Source organism: Priestia megaterium (genome assembly GCF_041941685.1).
Lineage (GTDB): Bacteria > Bacillota > Bacilli > Bacillales > Bacillaceae_H > Priestia > Priestia megaterium_C.
In genome coordinates this window covers 2,938,262-2,960,142 of record NZ_CP130958.1, presented here as the reverse complement: position 1 = coordinate 2,960,142, position 21,881 = coordinate 2,938,262, and the positions used below count along the sequence as shown (strand labels likewise).

Below are 21,881 nucleotides of genomic sequence, written 5' to 3'. Positions count from 1 at the left end.
AGAAATTGTCTATTTTAGAAGTGAAAAATGTAACCAAGACTTTTGGCGGTTTAGTTGCCAATCAAGACGTAACAATGGATATTCAAAAAAATTCAATAACAGCTGTAATAGGACCAAACGGCGCTGGGAAGACTACATTTTTTAATATGGTGACAGGTGTTTATCAGCCAACCTCAGGTGATATTATGTTAAATGGTCAATCTATAACAGGGCTAAAACCTCACAGCGTATCAAAACAAGGGATTTCTCGGACATTTCAAAACATCAGGTTATTTAGTAATATAACGGTTTTAGAAAATGTGTTAGTTGGGATGCACAACCATTTGAAAGCAACCACTTTTGAAACGCTGTTGAATTTACCTCGAGCAAGAAGAGCGGAAAAAGCAGCTAAAAAAGAAGCGTATAAGCTGTTAGAATACGTTGGGCTAGAAGCTTTATATAACGAAGTAGCCAATAACTTATCATATGGAGCGCAGCGCCGACTCGAAATTGCCAGAGCGTTAGCTACTAGACCCTCACTGTTATTATTAGACGAACCGGCTGCTGGTATGAATCCGCGTGAAACAAAAGAGCTGACGGATCTTATTTACACGATACGAAAAGACCGGGAAATAACCGTTTTATTAATTGAGCATGACATGAAGCTTGTCATGAAAATTTCTGATCATATTATTGTATTAGATCATGGAATAAAAATTGCGGAAGGAAACGCTGAACATATCCGTACACACCCAAAAGTGATCGAAGCCTATTTAGGAAAAGGAGCGGCAGAGGAGATAGAAAGAAAGGAGAAAAGCACATGACTCTATTAAAGTTAACTGAAATTGATACCTTTTATGGAGGAATTCAAGCACTTAAAGGAATAACGATTGATGTAGAAGAAGGAGAAATTGTGACTCTTATCGGAAGCAATGGAGCCGGAAAATCTACCGCATTAAAGTCCATTAGCGGTCAAGCTCCTGTCAAAGCAGGTAGTATTATGTATAAAGGCACCCACATCACGAAATTCCCTCCTCACCAAACGGCCCGTTTAGGAATAGCTCATGTACCAGAAGGAAGAAAGATCTTTCCTAAAATGACGGTAAAAGAAAATTTAACTATCGGAGCATTTTCACTTTCTAATAAAAAAGTAATAGAAGAAAATATAACTAGAGTACTCACATATTTTCCAAGGTTAAAAGAAAGATTGACTCAAAAAGGAGGAACGATGAGTGGCGGTGAACAGCAAATGCTAGCTATCGGGCGAGCGCTTATGATGAATCCTTCTATGCTTATGCTAGATGAACCTTCTATGGGGCTTGCTCCTATCATTGTAGAACAAATATTTGAAATCATTATGGAATTAAATAAAAGCGGAATGACCATTTTACTCGTTGAACAAAACGCTTATCAAGCACTGCAAATCGCGCACCGAGGCTATGTGATTCAAACGGGAGAAATTATTCTGCAAGGGAAAGGCTCGGAATTAATTCATAATGAAAAAATAAAAGAAGCTTATTTAGCTTAAAAAAACAAACCGCATCGCGCTTTAACGCTGCGGTTTGTTTTTGTTCACAAGGGATGATTTGGATAAAGCAGGTAAGCATTGCTATTATCTGGTTTAGTTTCTTAATTAAGTAGGGAACGTTTAAAATAAGATTATTGAATAAGTGAGTAATTAGGTAACCTCCTAGATGAAAGAAATGATTCAATTTAAAGCTTTTTTATAAAAAACAAAAAAAGTTGAAACTTTTTTTGTTAAAAAACGTTTATAAAGTAATAGAAAAAAATGGGTACGGTTATTTACACTCAAAAAGGAAGTGAGAGCGTGGCGACGCTGAAAACTAATTATTTGACTGACTTATGCTTAATCTATAGAGAAAGTCAATTTTATGTAATGCAAATACCTAGTTTCTACAAAAAAATGGCTAGCAAATACTTTCAGTTTCAGCCTCAAGAAAAAATAATTGCGTATTTACACAGCTCTTTTATAGCGGGCCTAGATAAAAGGGGAATTTGCTTTACAAATAAGGGGATTTACTGGAAAAGCAGAGGGATGAAAAAAGGAAAAATGTTATGGGAAGAGTTCGCTAACATTCAATCCATTACCATTCGAAAAGAAGAAATGATTTGTTTTAATGACGTGGAGAAATTTCAAGTCAATCAAAACGATTACTCAGCTAGAAAGCTAGTATCTCTATTAAAAAAAATCAAGAAATTTATTCGCACTCATTCCCATGAATATATGTGTCAAGACTATATATATCCGTGTGTATCCTCAAAAGAATTAACTTCCATTTGTTCGTCTTTTCAAATTCATCAAACCCCTGATCCAAAAGATGTGTTGTCGGTAGAAGGACAACTATGTGAAGAAGTTGAAAAAGAGATGCGAAACAGGCTCTATTTACCTGCTAAAGAAAAAATTGTAGCTCATTTAAATACATATCCTCTTCAAAAAACCGAAGGGATTACCGTTTGTTCTAAAGGAATTTATTTCTCAAAATCTTTTAAAACAGTTTACTACCCTTGGCACTTATTTCGCCATGTGAGTATTTCAGTGGAAACCGAGGAATTAAAAATTGCTAAAAAACATTCGTTATCTCTCAACTCAGCTGCCGTATCAAGCGGGGAAGTAATGCTGTTTCTCAAACAAATTAAACAGCATGTGCAGGCTTTGCATGAAAAAGAAGTCGATATTAAACAAGATAATAAGTTTGCATGGAAAATGTTAATTTAAAAAACAGGTTACGCGTAATCTGTTTTTTTATTTTGTAGTTCTTTAGAATCATTTATTTGGAATGTTGAAAGACATCATACAAGTAAACAAGACTAGAATATTGGAAGTTAAGAAAATTTTACCATGACTATAAGGTTAATTTTACCAAAATCTCTTTTTCGGTTGGATAATTATGCTAAAATAGAGCTCGAGTTTATTTTAAGGAGCTGACAACAAGATGGAACGTAATTATTCAATTGATTTTATTAAGTTTTTTGCTACAGTGTTTGTGGTTTGTATTCATGTTAACCCATCACATGACGATTTCTTTTTAGGGAACCAGGAAAATGTGCTAGATGTCATTGTTGACACATTTGCACGATTCGCGGTTCCTTTTTTCTTTATTGTATCAGGATATTTGTTTATGAATAAAATTCAAAAACATCCAAAGCCTTCTGCATACTTAAAAAAATACACGTGGAATATTTCAAAGCTTTACGCATGTTGGTTCATCTTTTATTTATTGTTTGGTGTAGTTCTGCGCTTATTTCAGAACCACGGAACATTAGCAGAACGAAAAGGTGCAGTAGCTGATTATTTAACATCATCCATCACATTCAAAGATATCTTTTATTATGGAAGTGACACAAGCGGATTTCAGCTTTGGTACTTGATTGCATTAATATGGGCTGTTGTCATCGTTTTCTTATTTCAACGATGGAAAAAGATTGGCTTATTAATGCTTATCAGCACCGTATTATATGTAACTGGGTTATTTGGGCAGTCTTATTCTTTATTTTTTCCACTTTCTTTTCAAACGAGAGATGCTCTGTTCTTTGGTTTGTTCTATACAGTATTAGGAGCTATGTTTGCCCTTTATGGTAAGCAAATTTTGTCAGTATTAAATGCAAGGCCAATGATTTATTTAGCCAGCTTTTTTGTGTTTTCAGCGTTAGAGATCATCGAGCGTTACTGGTTGGTTAATATCCAGCACAGCAAGCCCGGAGACTATTTTATGTCTACGATTTTTTTATCAGCATCATTGTTTTTATTCGTATTGAGCAGTCCAGGTCTTGGCAAAAACTCGTTTTTTTCAAAGGTTGGGAAAAATTCAGTTGGAATTTATGTAGTGCATATATGTATATTAAATGAGACCTATCGATTGCTTCGTTCAATAGATTCTTCTTTCTTTACGAATAGTATCGTTGCCTATGTACTTATCGTTCCAGCAGTTTTTTGGTGCTCGTACTATTTATATAGAGGGATTCAATGGACAAAGGGAAAATTACATGTAAAGCTGCACAAACATTCATTTACAAAGCTACAGCATAAATAAAAAGAGCTGGCTAACTAAGCCAGCTCTTTTATGATGCAATAGCGTACAAAAGCTGCTTTTGCAGTTGAGGGGATAAAGAAATATTTTGATACAATTCGTAAATATGATGGTCGTTCCGGTGATAACAAATCCAATCCTTGTATGTTCCTTTTAAGAAGATGCGAAAAAACACGATTCGCTTATTCGTGCCGCCTGTTTTTAATTCAATTTTCAAATCATCTGTTTCTAATGTATACTGTACTGTAGAAGAGGAAAGAGCAAGTTTAGTTGTTTTTTTACTTGTTTTAATGAATTCGGCAAGTTCAATGATCTTCATTTTTTTACCTCACTCTATTGTAAATTAGGGGTATCTTATACGTATGATGTGTACAAAGAAAATAGAATCGTTTTTTTATAGCTTAGAAGAATGATCTTCAGCCCCTTCGTTAAGGGATTTGCATAAAAGGTTGACGTTTTCTTTGAATACAAATAAAATGCATATTAAGAAGTATTTCCCTCATTGTAACTACAGAAAAAGAAGAATTAAGGGGGCTCAATATGTTGACTGACTTAGTTGTAAGTCAAAAAGTAGTCAAGGTAAATGAATTTACTGTTGTAGGAGTGCCTATTCGAACAGATGAACCTGTGGAAGAAACGGGCACAGGTCTTATTCCCGAGCACTGGCAGACTTTTTATAAACAACAGTTAGCTAATAAAATCGCCAATAAAGTAAATGGTAATACATTTGCTCTTTATACAGAATTTGAATACAATCAAAAAATGGATTTTACATTTGCTCTCGGATATGAAGTTTTACTCGGCGGCGAACTGAAAGATGATATGAGAGAGTTCATCATCCCAGAAGGTGAATACATGGTGTTTACAACAACTGTTGGGCCAGCTAGACAGGTAGTCGTAGAGGCTTGGGCTTATATTCGCGAGTGGGCTAAAAAAAATCATCGTGCCTATAAAATAGATTTTGAATTATATGATGAACGCTGTATTGATCCTGAGTACAGTCAAGTTGATATTTATGTTTCAATTTAATAGCTAGTTTTGCTAAGTAGTTAAGATGCAGAGAATCGTTTTTTGCTGCGTTCTTACTTTTGACGATAGGAATACAAAAGGGGTTTAGCGAGAGTGATCAGCAACGATTTATTACAAGCTTTAAAAGACGGATATAAACAGAGAATTAAATGGGTACTTATAAGTCAAATGGCACTGTTCATCACCGTAGCAGTCATACTTATATCAAATTTTGTCACTAAATTTTCGTTTAACCAATTAAGCTTTATTTTTGTTTTGGTTAGTATAAGTTCGCTGTTATCAGGGGTAGAGCACGTATTGTTAAAACGTGAGAAGTGGCAATGGATTTTTGATTTTATTTTAGCTGCTTTTTTTATTGGTTTATCTATTTTTTTACACCGTTAAAGCGCCTGGTTCAGCGCTTTTTTATTTTGAGCAGCTCCGCACACAATTTTCGGACCTTTCTAGTATAAACAAAACAACAATAGGTATTTATGACGAAAATAGTCAGAAAATTTAGTGAAAAAGTCTTGTATCTTGTCTTTATTTCGATTATGATAAGTTTACACCCTTCGTATTCACTTCTTTGGATGTCAATACCTCTATTTTTACACTACAGAAAAGAGGTGAAGCCATTTCTTCAGTTTTCCTGTTAGCCTGCATACTAACCCTTTTAGCTATTTTATTTAGTAGCAACTACCCTCAAAATTAAAGGAGAGATCCGCGCTTATGTCAAAAGCTCCTGTAAAAAACGAAATTGAACTTCAACTATCTGAAACGCACTTTTTTCAACTACTTGATTTAATTTATTTAGGTAACTGGATGGTCACAGCATGTTCTGGAGTGGAAGATGAGCATGCACAAGAATATACGGATGTAGAAAAACAAATGTTTTCTCACGCAGAGCCTTTCCTTGAAAAAGGACCTTTTCACACGCTAAACAGTGAGGTTATGTTTACAGAAGAACATGAAGATTCTCTTCAAGATATTATTGGAGAATACGATAACGAAGTGTTTTGGGAAGCGCTAGCCTATCGCATGGCTAAACGAGATGTGATAGAACAAATAGGACCCATTAAAGAAATAAAAAATGAAATTTTTATGCAAATTTCCCATCGAGAAATGGAGTATATACGAGAGTTTGAGACAAATGGAATTAAACGAATAACCATACCGCCTTTGCAGTAAAAGAGACAAATCGGCTTTCAAACTTGAAGGCCGATTTGCTGTTAAGCTGAAGCTTTTCTATTCCGTCTGAGAGGCGGGAAAGATCGGTATGTAAAGCTCCGCCATAACCATTCACACGGACCGTAATAGAAATAATAAAGCCACCACTTATTTAAAAAAAGCTGGAGTGTATATATAATGAGACAAATAATCGTGCTTTCTGTTAAGGTAAGAGTTCCGTACAAACCAAAAGCTCGAACTATCCACAGGCAAATTAAAGTTTGGCTAAGGTAAGTTGTTAATGCCATTGTTCCACTATACTTAAAAAGACCCAGCATCGAAGCGTAAGGAGAAAATTGCAGGAATAACAGTAAGGTGGTAAGATAAAAAAAACATAGAAAAATGCCGCTCAAACTTGTAAAAAGGTGAATGGCCGCCTGCTGATAGAGTCCGTATTTTAAAATTTCTAGCTTTAAGATAGCGAGAATGATAGTTAAAGTAAAACCTGCTGTGCCTGTTATTAACTGAATTTTCTTAAAAAAAGAACGATTTTGTTCGATATTATGTACTAATCCTTTTTTAGCAGTATATAAGCCAAATAAAAACATAGAAAATACGGGAAAGATAGAAAACGGTAGATTTAATAGCATAGGCACCACTTCAACATTCAAACGATAAAGCAGCCAAGATAAATAGTCTGCTTGCCTGTAGGTGGATAAATATTGAGTTAAGGCATGTTCATGTAAAACTTTATACTCCCGCTGAGTCTCCTGCAAGACGTGTGGCGGAGTAAAAAACTGCATGCAAGCCAAAAGATAAAAAAAGAATAGCAAGCCTATTGCCCACAGCAAAATTGTCTTGGTTTTTCGATTATAAAAAAACAACATTAAAAAACCGCCGACAGCATACACATGCAAAATGTCTCCATACCAGAAAAAGACAAGATGAAAAAACCCGATTAATAGCAAAGAAGCCATTCTTCTTGACCATAAAGCAGCGGCAAAGTAATGCTTTTCTTCAGCTCTATGCAAAAAGATTCCGCATCCAAGTCCAAATAAAAAAGAAAAAATCGTAAAAAACTTTCCTTGAACAAACAGCAGCAGGAATAAATCAATACAAGCATCGATTCCTTTATATTCATAAGGAATATCGTACAGCTGAAAAATAAATATCGGCGAAGCAAAAGCAGGGATATTTACTAAGAAAATACCTAGCAAAGCAATGCCTCTAATAATATCAAGAACAACAAGGCGTTCGTTAAGGGGAAGTGGAAAAGGATTCATCACTGTCGCTCCTTTTTGTTAGATATGTACATCTTAACACGACAGTGGCGAAAAAATAGGTGGGAATATAAAAAAATAAGCGGAAAGATTCATAGCTTTATGAATAAAAAAGTTGGATAATAATGGTATGGTTATTCATATCAAATACGAAAGGTGGAGAAAAGGATGAAAACAGCACTTGTGTTAGGTGGAACTCGTTTTTTTGGAAAAAATTTAGTCCAGACATTGCTCTCTAAAGGAGTTAAGGTTACGTTAGCAACGCGAGGTAAAACACCAGATGATTTCGGCGACCGAGTTGAGCGGATTTTTCTTGATCGTGTAGAAAAAGATTCTGTAATCGAAACAACACGAGGAAGGAAATGGGATGTTATCTTCGATCAAATATGCTATTCTTCACACGGCGCAGCTGTGGCTGTTGAAGCTTTTCGTCATAGTACGAGTCACTATGTACTCACCTCGACTCTTTCAGTATACGGTTCTTTAGAAAAAACGTGTTATGAAGAAGATTTTGATCCGTACAAGTATCCTATTTCATATACACGTCGTGAAAATATTTCCTACCAAGAAGGAAAACGCCAAGCTGAAGCGGTATTTTTTCAAAAAGCACCGTTTTCAGTAACGGCTGTCCGTTTTCCGATTGTAATGGGAAAAGATGATTATACGGATCGCTTACGTTTTCACGTAGAAAAAATTATGCATGAAGAAGAAATTGGTGTACCGGCTATTGAAGCAGAAATGAACTTCATTTCACAGGAAGAAGCCGGTGAATTTTTAGTCTGGTGTGCAGAACAGAAGCTAAAAGGACCGATTAACGCTTGTTCAAATGGTACTATTTCACTCAAAAATTTATTTTCATATATTGAACAAGCAGCGAATAAAACAGCAAAAACAACCTCTCGTTTAACAGATGAAAATAGTTCTCCTTACGGAGTAGATCATTCTTGGACGATGAGCAATGAAAAGGCTAGCTTTTGGGGATATTCATTTACAAACCTGCAGGACTGGCTGCCATCATTAATCAAAGCCTTCGTTGAAAGCGAAAAGAAAGTACCTTTAAGTTAAGAAACAACAAAGACTGCATCGTTTAGCAGTCTTTTTGCTGTGACAAGCAGAACATTTTTATTTTATACATAAAAAGGGTACGCTAGGTACACATCATTATATAGAAGGAAGAAGGATAAACTATGGCAAAACATCACTTTCATTTGCAAGCAAATTGGCCAGGAGGCCGAAATGAAGTAGGTACAATTGAATCAGGACAATTAAAAACAAAAATTTCTATTCCACCAGAAATGGACGGGCCAGGGGTGGGAACAAATCCAGATGAAATGCTGCTAGGGGCAGCAGCCACTTGCTACATCATCACGCTTGCAGCGATGTTCGAAAGAAGCGGAATCCGTCAGGAGGCTTTAACGATGGAATCAGAAGCTATTGTGGACGTGACGAATGGTGTATTCACATACGAAAAAATTATTCATAAACCTCATGTTATCATCACGTCTGAATTTGAGGCTCAAGAAGAAAAAATCAATCGACTTATAAAAAAAGCAGAAACATCCTGTATGATTTCAAGAGCCATTCAAGGAAATGTTGAGATTGAATTAGAGCCTCAGCTCACAGTAAAAGCGTAATGGACCCATTACGCTTTTCTTATGTTTATTTCTAAAAAAAGCACATTTAAGATTGTAAAATACTCAAATTTGAATATAATAATTTAAGTAGCTATCATTTCTGTTCATCAAAAAGATGACGCGAAAGGAGGAACTGAAATGGTTTCATCAGAAAAAAATATTCGTTTTATCGTAGCAGGATTGCTGCTCGGTATTTTTATGTCAGCCATGGATAATACCATCGTAGCGACGGCTATGGGGAAAATCATTTCTGATCTAGGCGGGTTAGATAAGTTTGTTTGGGTTACGTCCGCCTATATGGTTGCCGTGATGGCAGGTATGCCGATATTTGGTAAACTGTCTGATATGTACGGCCGTAAACGGTTTTTTATTTTTGGATTGACGGTATTTTTACTTGGATCTGCATTGTGTGGCCTAGCGCAAAGCATTGTGCAGCTAAGTATTTACCGGGCGATTCAAGGAATTGGAGGAGGAGCGCTGCTTCCGATTGCTTTTACCATTGTATTTGATATTTTCCCTCCCGAAAAACGCGGGAAAATGACGGGATTATTAGGTGCCGTTTTTGGCTCAGCAAGCGTATTTGGTCCGCTTCTTGGTGCATACATTACGGAATACATCAGCTGGCACTGGGTGTTTTATGTGAACGTGCCGATTGGGCTTTTATCGTTATTTTTTATTGTTCGCTTTTATAAAGAATCAACAAGTCATAAAAAACAAAAAATTGACTGGGCTGGTGCAGCCACTCTTGTAATTTCAGTAGTCAGTTTAATGTTTGCTCTTGAACTTGGAGGGAAAGAGTACGATTGGTCTTCTCCGCAAATTTTATCTCTTTTTGCTATCTTTGCTGTGGCGCTATCACTCTTCTTTTTTGTGGAAAAACGCGCGCAAGAGCCGATTATTTCATTTTGGATGTTCAAACGCCGTTTATTTGCAACATCACAAATTCTCGCTTTCTTATATGGAGCAACGTTTATTATTTTAACGGTATTTATTCCTATTTTCGTTCAAGCTGTCTATGGAGGTTCTGCTACAAATGCAGGTTTAATTTTAACTCCTATGATGTTAGGCTCGGTAGCAGGAAGTGCTATCGGCGGGATTTTTCTCACAAAAACAAGCTTTCGAAACTTAATGATTATGTCCGTTTTTTCATTTGCAGTAGGAATGTTTTTATTAGGAACAATGGAACCTGATACACCTCGTTGGATGCTAACAGTATTCATGATTTTGACTGGGTTTGGCGTAGGATTTAGCTTTTCTCTTTTACCAACTTCGTCAACGCATAAGCTGGATCCACAGTTTAGAGGTTCTGCCAACTCAACGAACTCATTTGCGCGTTCTTTAGGAATGACGCTGGGAGTTACGATTTTTGGAACGATTCAAAGCAATACATTTACAAATGAGCTGCAGCGCAATTTTCAAGGTATGGGAAATGGATCACAAGGAGCATTTTCTCAAATAGGAGATCCGAGTGCAGTTTTTCAATCAAGTGCCCGAAACAGCATTCCGCCTCAAATATTAGATAAGATTGTTGATGCTATGTCTACATCGATCACGTATGCATTTATGCTTGCTCTTATTCCAATTGCAGTAGCTATCATTACTGTCTTTTTAATGGGAAATGAACGAGTGGAAGTTCCCCCTAAAAAGCGGGTAGAAGCTAAGGAACCTGCAGCTCAAAAATAGAAAAAGCACGAAGATGTTCGTGCTTTTTTTGCTAAATAAGATGCATGTCAAGAGGTGAAAGGTGTTATGAGTGTTAAATTAGTCATATTGGGTTTATTAATGGAAGGAAATAAGCACCCTTATGAAATTCAGCAAACCATTAATGAAAGACAAATGAAGCACTATATTAAACTTGCAAGCGGCTCTTTATATTATGCCTTTGATACGCTTGAAAAAGATCAGTTGGTGAAAGTAGTCGATGTGATTCGAGAGACGAACAGACCTGAAAAGACCGTTTATTCCATCACGGATGCAGGAAAAGAAGAATTTGAGCGCCTTTATTTTGAACAGCTATTAAAAAAAGAGCATATGCATAGACCAGTTTATGCTGCTCTTTCATTTACTTCTTACGTCGATCAAAAAAAGTGGCTTCTGCTTTAGAAAAAAAGATTGAGGAAACGGCTGCTTATTTAGAAAAAATGCAAAATTTGTACCAAGTTAAAAAGGTGGATCATTCCATTGCAAATCTGTCGATCATTATGCGCACGATTATGCATTTGAAAGTAGAACTAACTTGGTTCACTCATTTACTCGAAGCGGCGAAAAGCAGCAAGCTTACAGAAGTAGATGATGGTTATTTTGAAGACGTTGAAAAAATCGTAGATGAGTTTTAAAAAAAGAAGCAAAACGCTGCTTCTTTTTTTTTATGGTCATAAAATATATTTCAAGCAATTTAATTTTGCCAAAAGCTAGGTCAATAACAATTAATTAACACCTGATTCGACCTTTAATCAGCTTTACTTATAAAACGCTTTCAAAAATTAGTAAGACTATTAAAAAAGTAAAAAAAATTAAAGAAATATAGCGATTTCATTTTGATTGACGAGTAAAAGAGTGGTAAAATATAAGCAGATATCAGATACACACGCAGTGAGATTTATCACTCGTTGTAAAGATGTCAGACGATAAGGTAATCGACATTCAAAATGGAAAGATTGTTGAGTACGACAATTATTATAACTCGTTGGGGGTTTTATCATGGGTAACGAAACGTCGAATAGAGGGGAGCCTTGGCAAGGATTTTTGGGTCCGAACTATGGCTATGTATTAGAACAGTATGAGCTATATGAAGAGCAGTCAGATCTAGTAGATCCAGAGTTGAAAGAATTATTTGATTATTGGGGTGCTCCTCCATTAAACGAAAGTGAGCAAGTTCAGCAAGCTGAATACGCACAGGCTGCACCTTCAGCTAACACATCTAAAATTGCATCGGCTATTAAGCTAGCGGAAAACATCCGTGCTTATGGTCATCTATACGCATCAATTAAGCCTCTTGAAAGCGAGAAGAAAGATCCTGTCTTGCTTCACTTGGAAGATTACAATTTAACGCAAGAAGATTTGAAATCAATTCCGGTTGATATTTTATGTACGAATGCGCCATCACACGTCAAAAATGGTTTAGACGCAATTAACTATTTAACAGATGTCTACACAAAAACCATTGCGTTTGAATTCCATCACGTACATAACATGGAAGAGAATAAGTGGCTGACTGATATGGTCGAGTCGGGTGCTATTTTCCAACCTCTTTCAAATGAGAAAAGAACTTCTGTATTAAAGCGTTTAACAGAAGTAGAAGGCTTTGAACAATTTTTACACCGTACATTTGTCGGACAAAAACGCTTTTCTATTGAAGGGGTAGATATGTTAATTCCACTTGTAGATGAACTGATTGCACGCTCAGTGGAAACAAGCCCAAAAACGGTTAATATCGGTATGGCTCATCGTGGACGCTTAAATGTATTGGCACACGTATTAGGCAAGCCGTATGAAATGATTTTTGCAGAATTCCAGCATGCACCTAACAAGGAATTAGTTCCTTCAGAAGGTTCAATCGGTATCAACTACGGCTGGACGGGAGACGTAAAATATCACCTGGGTGCCGACAAACAAATTAAAGCAGAGAACACAGTTCGAGCTCGTTTGACATTGGCTAGCAACCCTAGTCACTTAGAGTTTGTTAATCCGGTTGTGGAAGGGTTTACAAGAGCGGCTCAAGATGAGCGTGATGTGAATGGATACCCAAAACAAGATGTAAAAAAATCGTTCGCGATTTTAATTCACGGAGATGCTGCGTTCCCTGGTGAAGGTATTGTACAAGAAACGCTGAACTTAAATCAATTGACTGGTTATCAAACAGGTGGAACGATCCACATTATTGCTAACAACATGATTGGATTTACAACAGAAAGCGTCGATTCTCGTTCAACGAAATATGCAAGTGACTTAGCAAAAGGGTTTGAAATTCCAATTGTTCACGTAAATGCGGATGATCCGGAAGCCTGTTTAGCTGCTGCTTACTTTGCTTATGAGTATCGCAGACGCTTTAACAAAGATTTCTTGATTGATTTAATTGGATACCGTCGATTTGGCCACAATGAAATGGATGAACCGTCTGTAACGCAGCCGAAGATGTATGAAATTGTGACAAAACGTCCAACCGTTCGTGCTATGTATGCAAAGCAGCTTGAAGAACAAAACGTGATTCAAAACGGCCAAGCAGATCAAATTAATGAAGAGTTACAAGCGAAGTTAAAAGCAGCTTATGAGAAAGTACCGCCAAAAGCTGAAAAGCAACATAGAATTATGGAAATGCCACAAGCAGTCTTCAAAGGAATTTCAGATATTGATACATCTGTTACAAAAGAAGAGCTGTTTGAAGTGAATCAAGAGCTAGTGAAATACCCTGAAGGATTTAACGTATTTCCAAAACTTGATCGCATCTTATCTAAACGTGCCAAAGCGTTTGAAGAAAATGAAAGCGTAGATTGGTCATTGGGTGAAGCATTTGCATTTGCTACGATTTTAAGAGACGGCACGCCAATTCGTATTACAGGCCAGGACTCTGAACGTGGTACGTTTGCACATAGACATCTTGTTCTTCATGATCATAAGACAGGGGATGTTTACTCACCACTACACGCAATGAAGAACGTAAGCGCTTCCTTTGATATTCGTAACAGTCCATTATCAGAAGGATCCGTTCTTGGATTTGAATACGGCTATAATGTATTTGCTCCTGAAACGCTTGTTCTTTGGGAAGCACAGTTCGGTGATTTTGCCAATGCCGGTCAAGTTATTATTGACCAGTTTATTGCAGCAGGCCGTGCTAAGTGGGGACAAAAATCTGGAATGGTCTTATTGCTGCCACACGGCCATGAAGGTCAAGGGCCAGAACACTCAAGCGCTCGTCTAGAACGTTATTTACAGCTAGCTGGAGAAAACAACTGGACAATCGCAAACGTAACAAGCGCTGCACAATATTTCCACTTACTTCGACGACAAGCTGCCATTTTACAGCGCGAAGAAGTAAGACCGCTAGTAGTTATGACACCAAAAAGTTTGCTTCGTAATGCTTTTAGTGTGTCAAACCTTGAAGAGTTTACAAAAGGATCTTTCCGCTTAGTAGTAGAACAGCCTGGATTAGGCAAAAAAGAAGATGCAGTTGAACGAATCGTTCTGTGCAGCGGAAAAATCAGCAGTGAATTAACGGAACGCTTAAACAAAGCAGAAGATGATAAAGATTGGCTACACGTCCTTCGTCTAGAACAAATTTATCCGTTCCCAAGACGCGTAATTGCTGAAATCTTTGCTCGCTATAAAAATTTAAAAGAGATTGTCTGGTTACAAGAAGAGCCGGAAAACATGGGCGCATGGAACTATGTAGAAGATCGACTGCGTGAAGTAGCACCAGAAGGAGCTACGGTTGACTACATCGGCCGCACAAGACGCTCAAGTCCAGCTGAAGGAGATCCAACAGTTCACAGACAAGAACAAGAACGTATTTTACAAGATGCATTAACTAAAAATGAAATTGCTAACGACGTTGTTACACGATAAGGAAGGGGAATGAACCATGGGAGAGATTAAAGTACCGGAATTAGCAGAATCAATTTCTGAAGGAACAGTTGCACAGTGGCTAAAACAAGTAGGAGATTTCGTTGAAAAAGGCGATTATATCGTTGAACTTGAAACAGATAAAGTTAACGTTGAAATTACAGCTGAAGACTCTGGTGTGTTAACGGAACTTCTTGCTGGCGAAGGCGACACAGTGCAAGTTGGTGAAACAATTGCACGTCTTGAAGCGAAAGAAGGATCTTCAGCACCAGCAGCACCAAAAGCTGAAGAAAAACCAGCAGAGGAAGCACCAAAGCAAGAAGCGGCTCCAGCTCAGCAAAAAACTGTTGAAGAAGTAGCGCCAGCAGCTGAAGCGCCTCAGCAAGGAAATCAAAAACAATGGCTAATTGCTTCTCCTGCAGCTCGCAAAGCAGCAAGAGAACGCGGGATTAAGCTAGATCAAGTGCCAACTACTGATCCTCTTGGCCGTGTGCGCAAACATGATATTGATTCGTATGCAGACCAAAAATCAAATGAGCAAAAGCAGCAGGCACAAGCAAGTAAGCCAGCTAACCCGGTATCTCCGTCTCCAGCAGCAAGTGAAAATAGCGACAAACCTGTTGAACGCGAACGTATGTCACGTCGTCGTCAAACAATTGCCAAACGTCTTGTTGAAGTTCAGCAAACAGCGGCTATGCTAACAACGTTTAACGAAGTAGACATGACCGCTGTTATGGCTCTTCGCAAACGACGCAAAGACAAATTCTTTGAACAGCACGACGTAAGACTTGGCTTTATGTCATTCTTTACAAAAGCAGTAGTAGCAGCACTTAAAAAGTATCCATTATTAAATGCTGAAATTCAAGGAAACGAGTTATTAATTAAAAAATTCTATGATATCGGTATTGCTGTGTCAGCTCCAGACGGTCTTGTTGTGCCAGTTGTACGTGATGCTGACCGCAAAACATTCGCTGGTATCGAAGGATCTATCGTTGATTTAGCGAAAAAAGCGCGCGACAACAAATTAGCATTAAAAGATTTACAAGGTGGAACGTTCACAATTACAAACGGCGGCGTATTCGGTTCATTAATGTCTACACCAATTTTAAACGGGCCTCAAGTTGGTATTTTAGGAATGCACAAAGTTCAGCTTCGTCCGGTAGCAATTGATGAAGAGCGTATCGAAAATCGTCCGATGATGTACATTGCACTTTCTTACGATCACCGTATCGTTGACGGCAAAGAAGCCGTAAGCTTCCTAGCTACTGTTAAGGAACTATTAGAAGATCCAGAATCTTTATTACTAGAAGGTTAATAAAAAGAACCTGCTATTTTCTTAGAGAATAGCAGGTTCTTTTTTATGTTCGCTTAATGCCTGCAACATAAGCAGGACCCAAAAAAGTCATGCTCGCGAGTGTCAAAGCCATTTCTCGCGGTGACTGCTTCATACCTTGTTCTAACCAGTTCTGAATAACTCCAAGATGTGCTGACGTTACGTAAGACATTAAATGTTCAAGTGGAACAAGCGGAGGCGTTTTATTATCAATGAGCTCTAATTTTTCGAGCATATTGGTTTTCATAACTTCTTTAATTTTAAGATGAAAGCCAGGGTTGCCTTTTGGACCAAGCATAACCTGCATAAAACGTGCATTTTCTTGAATATATTCAAAAAGTGTAATAATAAACGGCAAAGGCTGTTCTTTTAAATTAGCAGACACAATCTCATTGGGATTTGCCTTTTTGATAAATTCTTTTACTTCTTGAATAACTTCATTTTCGCTTTTTTCAAGCAAATCGTATTTATCTTGGTAGTGTAAATAAAAAGTTCCGCGATTAATATCCGCTTTTTGTGTTAGATCTCTGACCGTTACGCCTTCAAACCCTTTCTCTTCCATTAGTTCTGTCAAAGCATCTCGGATAAATCTTTTCGTTCGAATAATTCTGCGATCTGTTTTTGAATTCCCCACAGCTTTTAAACACCTACTTTTTTCTTTAATAATGAACAGTTATATGCTTTGTGTTAAGTAATCGACATTCCCGCTATTATTGCATATTGAGAATACAGGTAAATTCATTATAATTTACATAGTGATCATTAATCAACATCATGTACATTATCTTTTCCTTAACGTGTATATCCTTAAAACAAAAAGGGGAGATCTATATGAAATTAGGTAATCAAAAGCTTATATATTTTTCACCAATTATAGTAGTAGCTGTTATTTTTATCTTTATTCTAACCTTAATTCCTTCAGTAAGCCAAGCACCTAAGAATTTGCCAATCGTATTCGTAAATGCTGACGAAGGAATGACAGTTCCAGCAAAGGGTAAGGTAAATATAGGAGATCAAATAAAACAAAATATGAAGCGGGCAAGTACTGAACAATCTTTAGTTAAATGGATTTTTGTCTCAAATACTAAAGAAGTTGAAAAAGGGTTAAATAATCAAAAGTACTATGGGGCGCTTATCATTCCAAAAGATTTCACCAAAAAACAGGTGACTCTTCAGACGGCTCAGCCTGATGCACCCGCTATTAGATTATTAGTGAATCAAGGAATGAATACAGCTGCTTCAACACTAGCAAGTCAGGTGCTAAACGGGGCAGTCGATAAGATGAATGAAAATATGCGCTTGCAGCTAGTGAAAAGATTTGAACAAAACGGAACGCAACTAAGTGCAAACCAAGCATTAGCACTCGCTGCACCGATTCAAAAGACAGTGATAAACGTAAACGAAACAGGGAATCATAGTGTCAACGGAAATGCCCCCGTTTCATTATTTCAGCCGCTGTGGATGGCGAGTATAGCTGGTGCCGCAATTGTCTTCCTCAGCATTCAAAAAATCACGTTTTCTTCTCGTAAAGAGAAAATCGTTAACCAAGTAGAGTTCGTAATCATCGGGGTTATACTTGCTTTAGCTGCAGGTTTCGGGCTAGCGTGGCTGGCTGAAGTAGTTGGAATAAGCGTTCCTTCATTTTTGGATACAGCACTATTCTTAGCTATTGCTTACTTCAGTTTTTTCACCTTGATATCAGCCGTACTTTCATGGCTAGGACTAAAGGGACTTCCGATTTTCGTTATTATTCTATTTTTTGGCGCACCTTTGCTTTCAATGGCCCCAGAAATTATGCCTGATTTTTATAGAGAGTGGATTTATCCATGGCTGCCAATGAGATTTATGGTAGATGGCGTAAGAGAACTATTTTTCTTTGGGGAACATCTGACATGGAATCATTCTGTATCTGCTCTAGCTCTTATCTCTTTAATAAATTTGTGTGCTCTGTTTGCTTCTGCTTTACCTGCATCTTCTGTAAAAAAAGAGAAGTCTCGCTTAATATAAAAGATACTGTAACTGGATGAAAAGGAGAGATGATGATGAATCCACAAATTCTAATCGTTGGTGCCGGCCCTACTGGCCTCGTTATGGCCTACAATTTAGCAAGACATAACATTCCTTTTCGAATTATTGATAGAAGCAACGGGCCTGGGCAAGCCTCCCGGGCAATGGCTATTGTACCGCGAACCCTTGAATTTTATCAGCAGTTCGGTTTCGCAGATGAAGTCATAGACCGCGGGATTAAGATGGAAGATGTGTACGTCCGAGTAAAGAAGAAAATAAAAGCAAAAGTTCATCTAGGATCTTTAGGAGAAGGATTAAGTCCTTTTCCTTTTGTTCTTACATTTCCACAGGACGACCACGAGCGGTTTCTGCTTGAAAAATTAAAAAATCTTGGGATTGAAGTAGAATGGAAGACGGAGTTACTATCTCTAGCTGAACACGGAGAAGGGGTAAAAACTTTATTAAACGCCCAGCAAGAGGAAACCGCTTATTTTAAGTATATTTGTGGATGTGACGGAGCACACAGTACCGTTCGTAAGCAAATGAAGATAGAGTTTAAAGGAGAAAAATATAAACAGCATTTTTATGTGATGGATGTTCACGGCTCTGGTGAAGTGATGAAGGATCAAAAAATCAGTATTTCATTTAGCAATGAAGAATTTTTGATTTGTATGCCTGTTAGAAGTAAAGGAACGTATCGAATGATCGGCATTATTCCTTCAGCTTTTGGAGATCAAAACGATGTAAAACCTGAAAATATTCACGCTTTTATTCAACGAACATTTGGTGCTCAGGTTGAGGGTATAAATTGGTTCTCGACATATCATATCCATCACAGAGTAGCAAGTCGTTTCCGACAGGGGCGTATTTTTCTAAGTGGAGATGCAGCCCATATTCATAGTCCTGCAGGCGGACAAGGAATGAACACAGGAATTGGAGATGCAATCAACCTTTCATGGAAATTAGCAGCTGTCCTTCAACACAAAGCGGCACTTTCCATATTAGATACATACGAAGAAGAAAGGTTGCCTTTTGCAGAGCTGCTTGTAAATACAACTGATCGCGCTTTTAAGCGAATGGTGGCACGAGATAAAACGAGTCAATTTTTTAGAAAGCATATCTTTCCGCCTGTACTATCCTTTTTATTTCGTTTCCCTTATCCCCGTCACAAAGCATTTACGATTTTATCTCAAATCCGCATTAAGTATCGAAATAGTGACCTAAGCAGCGGGCAAGGGACAAATGTGCAAAGTGGTGATCGATTACCTTATGTAGAAGGGAATTTTGAATCTTTACAGTCTTTAAACTGGCAAATACATGTCTATGGAACAGCAGCAGAGAAGCTAAAAAAGAGCATGCAAGAAAAAGACTTCTCCTTGCACGAGTTTTCTTGGAACCCTTACTTGAAGAAAGCAGGGCTTCAAAAAGATGCTCTATACGTTATTAGACCGGACGGATACATTGGTTTTATTAGCAGCGAGCAGCGTATAGATCTGCTTCATCAATATTTGAATACGCATAAAATCCTTCCTTTTACAAATGAATATTAGATCTAAAAAAACGCCATCTTATGTGGTGTTTTTATTTTTGTTTACAATTTCGAAACAACTTGGAGATGTTTTTGGGAAAGCCGTTTGATAAGATAGACGAATAGAAATATCAAATGAAAGTACGTGATACATTGAATAAAAAGATTTTAGTCGTTGATGATGAAAAAAGTATTGCTACAGCGGTATCTTATGCTTTCAAGCGCGAAGGATATATTGTAGACACAGCATCCGACGGTGAAGAAGCACTTGAAAAAGTAAAAAGCTTTCAACCTGACGTGATGATATTAGATGTGATGATGCCGAAATTAACCGGCTATGAAGTATGCCGAAAACTTGAGAATCGAAGAGGAATGGGGATTATCTTGTTAACGGTTAAAAATGATATCGTCGATAAAGTTCTAGGCTTAGAGTTAGGCGCAGATGATTACATGACCAAGCCTTTTGACATAAGAGAACTTGTAGCTAGAGCTAAAGCACTTGTTCGGCGAATGGAAAAAAATGAAGCTCCTGAAGCTGTGGGAGAAATCACGGTGGGAAAAGTGAAGGTGAACTTAATTCAGCGCACGTTACATGTTGCCAATGAGTTAGTTAAGCTTACACCAAAGGAGTTTGATCTTATTGCTTTATTACTTGCCAATTTAGAGAGAGTGTACACACGAGAAGATTTACTAGATCTTGTCTGGGGGATGGATTATGCAGGCGGTACACGTACGGTAGACATTCACATGCAGCGTCTTCGAAAAAAAGTAGGAGAAGCAGAGCCTTATTTGCTTCAAACGGTATATGGGGTTGGATATAAAGCGACAGCAGGGATCAATGAATGAAAATCAGCCTAAAAGCTAAGATGGGGCTCGTTCTTGCTTTTTTAATTATTTTAACAGTAACCGTACTGAGCGTACTTGTGTTAAAAGGAATTGAGACAAATCAGCGTGATCAGCTAGAAAGTGAACTTATTCAAAAAAGCAAAGCAGCCGAGCAAACGATTCATCAAAGTTATGTAACCGGTGACCCGTCTCTGAATACAGATTCTTTTCTTCAGCAAAAAGGACAGCGTCTTGCATCTTCGATTGCATCACAAAGCGGAATGCAAACAGTCCTATATAATCAAAAAGGACAGGAAGCAGGAAGCTCTATTCCCATCGGCCAAAAAGATGTGGATGTTTCTGATACGCTTAGCTATGCTTTGAAAGGAAAAATAGCCTATCAAATCTCGGGTTCTTCCCTTATTTACTTTGCACCTGTGTCAATCGATAATCAATTTATTGGAGCCATTCGTTTTGACCATTCCCTAAAAAATAATCAGCAGTTTATAGCTGACATTAGGCACTTATTTCGTATGGGAGGAACGATTGCAGCAGCAGCAGCTTTTTTAATTGGCTACGCTTATTTTTACCGCATTGCTTCGCTCATCGCTACGCTTCAAAAAACTTCACAGCAGATTCGAAAAGGCCATTATTTAACTGATGTGCCGTTCAAACGACGCGATGAACTTGGAGAGCTCAGTCAAGGCTTGTTTTTTATGAGTACGTCGATTGAAAAAAATATCGATCAAATGAATGAAGAAAAAAGAAAGCTTGAGTTTGCTATTTCGAAACTGCAGTCTCTCGAACAGCAGCAAAAGCAGTTTATCGGTAACATCAGCCACGAATTTAAGACGCCTTTAACATCGATCAAAGCTTATGTTGACTTACTTGATATGTATCGAGATGATCCTCAGCTTATGGAAGACGGCGTGCAAAATATTTGTAAAGAAACAAATCGCCTTCATGAAATGGTAGATAAAATCTTAAAACTTTCAGCGCTTGAGAAATATGATTTCGAGCAGCGACCAGAGCAAGTTGAATTGAAGCGGCTTCTAGAAGACATATGCGATCGTATGAAAGGAAAAGCAGCTAAATTTGATTTGACTCTTCATACAAATATAAAAGAAGCAGTTGTTTGGGCTGATCGTGAAAGCTTAATACACATTTTTATCAATTTAATTGACAATGCTATTAAATATAATGAACCAGGCGGAAAAGTGGAAGTAACGTCTTACACTTTAGAGAATTCTATTATTGTAGATGTAGCTAACACCGGGATAGGGATTCCACCCGAAGCAGAAGAGAAATTATTTCAACCATTTTTCACCGTAAATAAAGATCGGTCGCGTTTATCCGGAGGTACAGGCCTTGGCTTAGCATTAGCCAAAGATTTAACTGAAAAGCAAAAAGGCGTTATCAAGCTGCATCATTCTGATTCTAAATGGACAATTTTCAAAGTGTCGTTTCCTTTGAAAACAGAGAAATGAGTTAGCTAAAAGGAGTGAACCGTTA

21 protein-coding genes are annotated in these 21,881 nt (G+C 37.6%); 18 read left to right on the top strand and 3 right to left on the bottom strand.

What is annotated here, in order from left to right:
- The first annotated feature begins 5 nt into the window (after positions 1 to 5).
- The 4 genes from Q5794_RS15345 to Q5794_RS15330 all read left to right on the top strand — a co-directional run bounded on the left by Q5794_RS15345 (position 6) and on the right by Q5794_RS15330 (position 4,031).
- Positions 6 to 803, top strand: a complete 798-nt coding sequence (locus Q5794_RS15345; protein ID WP_192993967.1) for an ABC transporter ATP-binding protein — start codon at positions 6 to 8, stop codon at positions 801 to 803.
- Positions 800 to 1,507, top strand: a complete 708-nt coding sequence (locus tag Q5794_RS15340) for an ABC transporter ATP-binding protein (RefSeq protein ID WP_214986829.1) — start codon at positions 800 to 802, stop codon at positions 1,505 to 1,507. The genes Q5794_RS15345 and Q5794_RS15340 overlap by 4 nt, the downstream gene beginning before the upstream one ends.
- A gap of 528 nt (positions 1,508 to 2,035) precedes the next feature.
- Positions 2,036 to 2,716 (top strand): hypothetical protein, encoded by a 681-nt coding sequence (locus tag Q5794_RS15335; protein ID WP_227257185.1) that lies wholly within the window; start codon positions 2,036 to 2,038, stop codon positions 2,714 to 2,716.
- 217 nt (positions 2,717 to 2,933) lie between these two features.
- Complete coding sequence (locus Q5794_RS15330; RefSeq protein ID WP_214986828.1) at positions 2,934 to 4,031, top strand: acyltransferase; 1,098 nt, start codon at positions 2,934 to 2,936, stop codon at positions 4,029 to 4,031.
- Positions 4,032 to 4,059: 28 nt separating this feature from the next.
- Here the strand turns inward: Q5794_RS15330 and Q5794_RS15325 are convergent, their stop codons facing one another.
- Positions 4,060 to 4,347 carry a hypothetical protein gene (locus Q5794_RS15325; protein WP_192993961.1) on the bottom strand — a complete coding sequence of 96 codons (288 nt, stop codon included), beginning with the start codon at positions 4,345 to 4,347 and terminating at the stop codon, positions 4,060 to 4,062.
- Positions 4,348 to 4,568: 221 nt separating this feature from the next.
- Between Q5794_RS15325 and Q5794_RS15320 the strand changes: the two genes are divergently transcribed.
- From Q5794_RS15320 to Q5794_RS15310, 3 genes are all read left to right on the top strand, one after another.
- Entirely contained in the window at positions 4,569 to 5,057 is a 489-nt protein-coding gene (locus tag Q5794_RS15320) for a GyrI-like domain-containing protein (protein ID WP_374988136.1), read from the top strand.
- 93 nt (positions 5,058 to 5,150) lie between these two features.
- Positions 5,151 to 5,441, top strand: coding sequence for a hypothetical protein (locus Q5794_RS15315; RefSeq protein WP_214986827.1), 291 nt, complete (start codon positions 5,151 to 5,153; stop codon positions 5,439 to 5,441).
- A 324-nt stretch (positions 5,442 to 5,765) separates the two neighbouring features.
- A complete protein-coding gene (locus Q5794_RS15310; protein WP_374988135.1) occupies positions 5,766 to 6,224 on the top strand; it encodes a hypothetical protein in 459 nt (152 codons plus the stop codon).
- Between the two features lie 41 nt (positions 6,225 to 6,265).
- Here Q5794_RS15310 and Q5794_RS15305 read toward each other — a convergent pair whose 3' ends face one another.
- On the bottom strand, positions 6,266 to 7,486 hold the full coding sequence (locus tag Q5794_RS15305; RefSeq protein WP_374988134.1) for a DUF418 domain-containing protein: 1,221 nt from the start codon (positions 7,484 to 7,486) through the stop codon (positions 6,266 to 6,268).
- 165 nt (positions 7,487 to 7,651) lie between these two features.
- Between Q5794_RS15305 and Q5794_RS15300 the strand changes: the two genes are divergently transcribed.
- The 7 genes from Q5794_RS15300 to odhB all read left to right on the top strand — a co-directional run bounded on the left by Q5794_RS15300 (position 7,652) and on the right by odhB (position 15,991).
- Positions 7,652 to 8,548: an NAD-dependent epimerase/dehydratase family protein gene (locus Q5794_RS15300; RefSeq protein WP_025751263.1), complete on the top strand. Its 897-nt coding sequence runs from the start codon at positions 7,652 to 7,654 to the stop codon at positions 8,546 to 8,548.
- Positions 8,549 to 8,670: 122 nt separating this feature from the next.
- Entirely contained in the window at positions 8,671 to 9,117 is a 447-nt protein-coding gene (locus Q5794_RS15295) for an OsmC family protein (RefSeq protein ID WP_214986825.1), read from the top strand.
- 138 nt (positions 9,118 to 9,255) lie between these two features.
- A complete protein-coding gene (locus Q5794_RS15290; protein ID WP_057244592.1) occupies positions 9,256 to 10,800 on the top strand; it encodes an MDR family MFS transporter in 1,545 nt (514 codons plus the stop codon).
- A 66-nt stretch (positions 10,801 to 10,866) separates the two neighbouring features.
- Positions 10,867 to 11,220: a PadR family transcriptional regulator gene (locus tag Q5794_RS15285; RefSeq protein WP_374988133.1), complete on the top strand. Its 354-nt coding sequence runs from the start codon at positions 10,867 to 10,869 to the stop codon at positions 11,218 to 11,220.
- Positions 11,205 to 11,453: a hypothetical protein gene (locus Q5794_RS15280; protein ID WP_374988132.1), complete on the top strand. Its 249-nt coding sequence runs from the start codon at positions 11,205 to 11,207 to the stop codon at positions 11,451 to 11,453. Before Q5794_RS15285 ends, Q5794_RS15280 begins: the two co-directional genes overlap by 16 nt.
- Before the next feature lie 364 nt (positions 11,454 to 11,817).
- The gene (gene sucA / locus Q5794_RS15275) at positions 11,818 to 14,679 is read left to right on the top strand and encodes a 2-oxoglutarate dehydrogenase E1 component (RefSeq protein WP_214986823.1); all 2,862 of its coding nucleotides are present in this window, start codon (positions 11,818 to 11,820) and stop codon (positions 14,677 to 14,679) included.
- 16 nt (positions 14,680 to 14,695) lie between these two features.
- Positions 14,696 to 15,991, top strand: a complete 1,296-nt coding sequence (odhB, locus tag Q5794_RS15270) for a 2-oxoglutarate dehydrogenase complex dihydrolipoyllysine-residue succinyltransferase (RefSeq protein WP_192993947.1) — start codon at positions 14,696 to 14,698, stop codon at positions 15,989 to 15,991.
- Positions 15,992 to 16,034: 43 nt separating this feature from the next.
- Here odhB and Q5794_RS15265 read toward each other — a convergent pair whose 3' ends face one another.
- Positions 16,035 to 16,643 carry a TetR/AcrR family transcriptional regulator gene (locus Q5794_RS15265; RefSeq protein ID WP_214986822.1) on the bottom strand — a complete coding sequence of 203 codons (609 nt, stop codon included), beginning with the start codon at positions 16,641 to 16,643 and terminating at the stop codon, positions 16,035 to 16,037.
- A 197-nt stretch (positions 16,644 to 16,840) separates the two neighbouring features.
- Between Q5794_RS15265 and Q5794_RS15260 the strand changes: the two genes are divergently transcribed.
- The 4 genes from Q5794_RS15260 to Q5794_RS15245 all read left to right on the top strand — a co-directional run bounded on the left by Q5794_RS15260 (position 16,841) and on the right by Q5794_RS15245 (position 21,856).
- Positions 16,841 to 18,016 (top strand): DUF3533 domain-containing protein, encoded by a 1,176-nt coding sequence (locus Q5794_RS15260; protein WP_214986821.1) that lies wholly within the window; start codon positions 16,841 to 16,843, stop codon positions 18,014 to 18,016.
- Between the two features lie 29 nt (positions 18,017 to 18,045).
- Positions 18,046 to 19,566 (top strand): FAD-dependent monooxygenase, encoded by a 1,521-nt coding sequence (locus tag Q5794_RS15255; protein ID WP_374988131.1) that lies wholly within the window; start codon positions 18,046 to 18,048, stop codon positions 19,564 to 19,566.
- 131 nt (positions 19,567 to 19,697) lie between these two features.
- Positions 19,698 to 20,390, top strand: coding sequence for a response regulator transcription factor (locus Q5794_RS15250; RefSeq protein WP_374989223.1), 693 nt, complete (start codon positions 19,698 to 19,700; stop codon positions 20,388 to 20,390).
- Complete coding sequence (locus Q5794_RS15245; RefSeq protein ID WP_214986819.1) at positions 20,387 to 21,856, top strand: cell wall metabolism sensor histidine kinase WalK; 1,470 nt, start codon at positions 20,387 to 20,389, stop codon at positions 21,854 to 21,856. The genes Q5794_RS15250 and Q5794_RS15245 overlap by 4 nt, the downstream gene beginning before the upstream one ends.
- Positions 21,857 to 21,881: the final 25 nt, after the last annotated feature.

Excerpts from the sequence above, each read along its gene's own strand:
- Q5794_RS15340 (WP_214986829.1), top strand. The coding sequence starts at position 800 with ATGACTCTATTAAAGTTAACTGAAATTGATACCTTTTATGGAGGAATT.
- Q5794_RS15335 (WP_227257185.1), top strand. The coding sequence starts at position 2,036 with ATGAAAAAAGGAAAAATGTTATGGGAAGAGTTCGCTAACATTCAATCC.
- Q5794_RS15330 (WP_214986828.1), top strand. The coding sequence starts at position 2,934 with ATGGAACGTAATTATTCAATTGATTTTATTAAGTTTTTTGCTACAGTG.
- Q5794_RS15325 (WP_192993961.1), bottom strand. The coding sequence starts at position 4,347 with ATGAAGATCATTGAACTTGCCGAATTCATTAAAACAAGTAAAAAAACA.
- Q5794_RS15320 (WP_374988136.1), top strand. The coding sequence starts at position 4,569 with ATGTTGACTGACTTAGTTGTAAGTCAAAAAGTAGTCAAGGTAAATGAA.
- Q5794_RS15310 (WP_374988135.1), top strand. The coding sequence starts at position 5,766 with ATGTCAAAAGCTCCTGTAAAAAACGAAATTGAACTTCAACTATCTGAA.
- Q5794_RS15305 (WP_374988134.1), bottom strand. The coding sequence starts at position 7,486 with ATGAATCCTTTTCCACTTCCCCTTAACGAACGCCTTGTTGTTCTTGAT.
- Q5794_RS15300 (WP_025751263.1), top strand. The coding sequence starts at position 7,652 with ATGAAAACAGCACTTGTGTTAGGTGGAACTCGTTTTTTTGGAAAAAAT.
- Q5794_RS15295 (WP_214986825.1), top strand. The coding sequence starts at position 8,671 with ATGGCAAAACATCACTTTCATTTGCAAGCAAATTGGCCAGGAGGCCGA.
- Q5794_RS15290 (WP_057244592.1), top strand. The coding sequence starts at position 9,256 with ATGGTTTCATCAGAAAAAAATATTCGTTTTATCGTAGCAGGATTGCTG.
- Q5794_RS15285 (WP_374988133.1), top strand. The coding sequence starts at position 10,867 with ATGAGTGTTAAATTAGTCATATTGGGTTTATTAATGGAAGGAAATAAG.
- sucA (WP_214986823.1), top strand. The coding sequence starts at position 11,818 with ATGGGTAACGAAACGTCGAATAGAGGGGAGCCTTGGCAAGGATTTTTG.
- odhB (WP_192993947.1), top strand. The coding sequence starts at position 14,696 with ATGGGAGAGATTAAAGTACCGGAATTAGCAGAATCAATTTCTGAAGGA.
- Q5794_RS15260 (WP_214986821.1), top strand. The coding sequence starts at position 16,841 with ATGAAATTAGGTAATCAAAAGCTTATATATTTTTCACCAATTATAGTA.
- Q5794_RS15255 (WP_374988131.1), top strand. The coding sequence starts at position 18,046 with ATGATGATGAATCCACAAATTCTAATCGTTGGTGCCGGCCCTACTGGC.
- Q5794_RS15245 (WP_214986819.1), top strand. The coding sequence starts at position 20,387 with ATGAAAATCAGCCTAAAAGCTAAGATGGGGCTCGTTCTTGCTTTTTTA.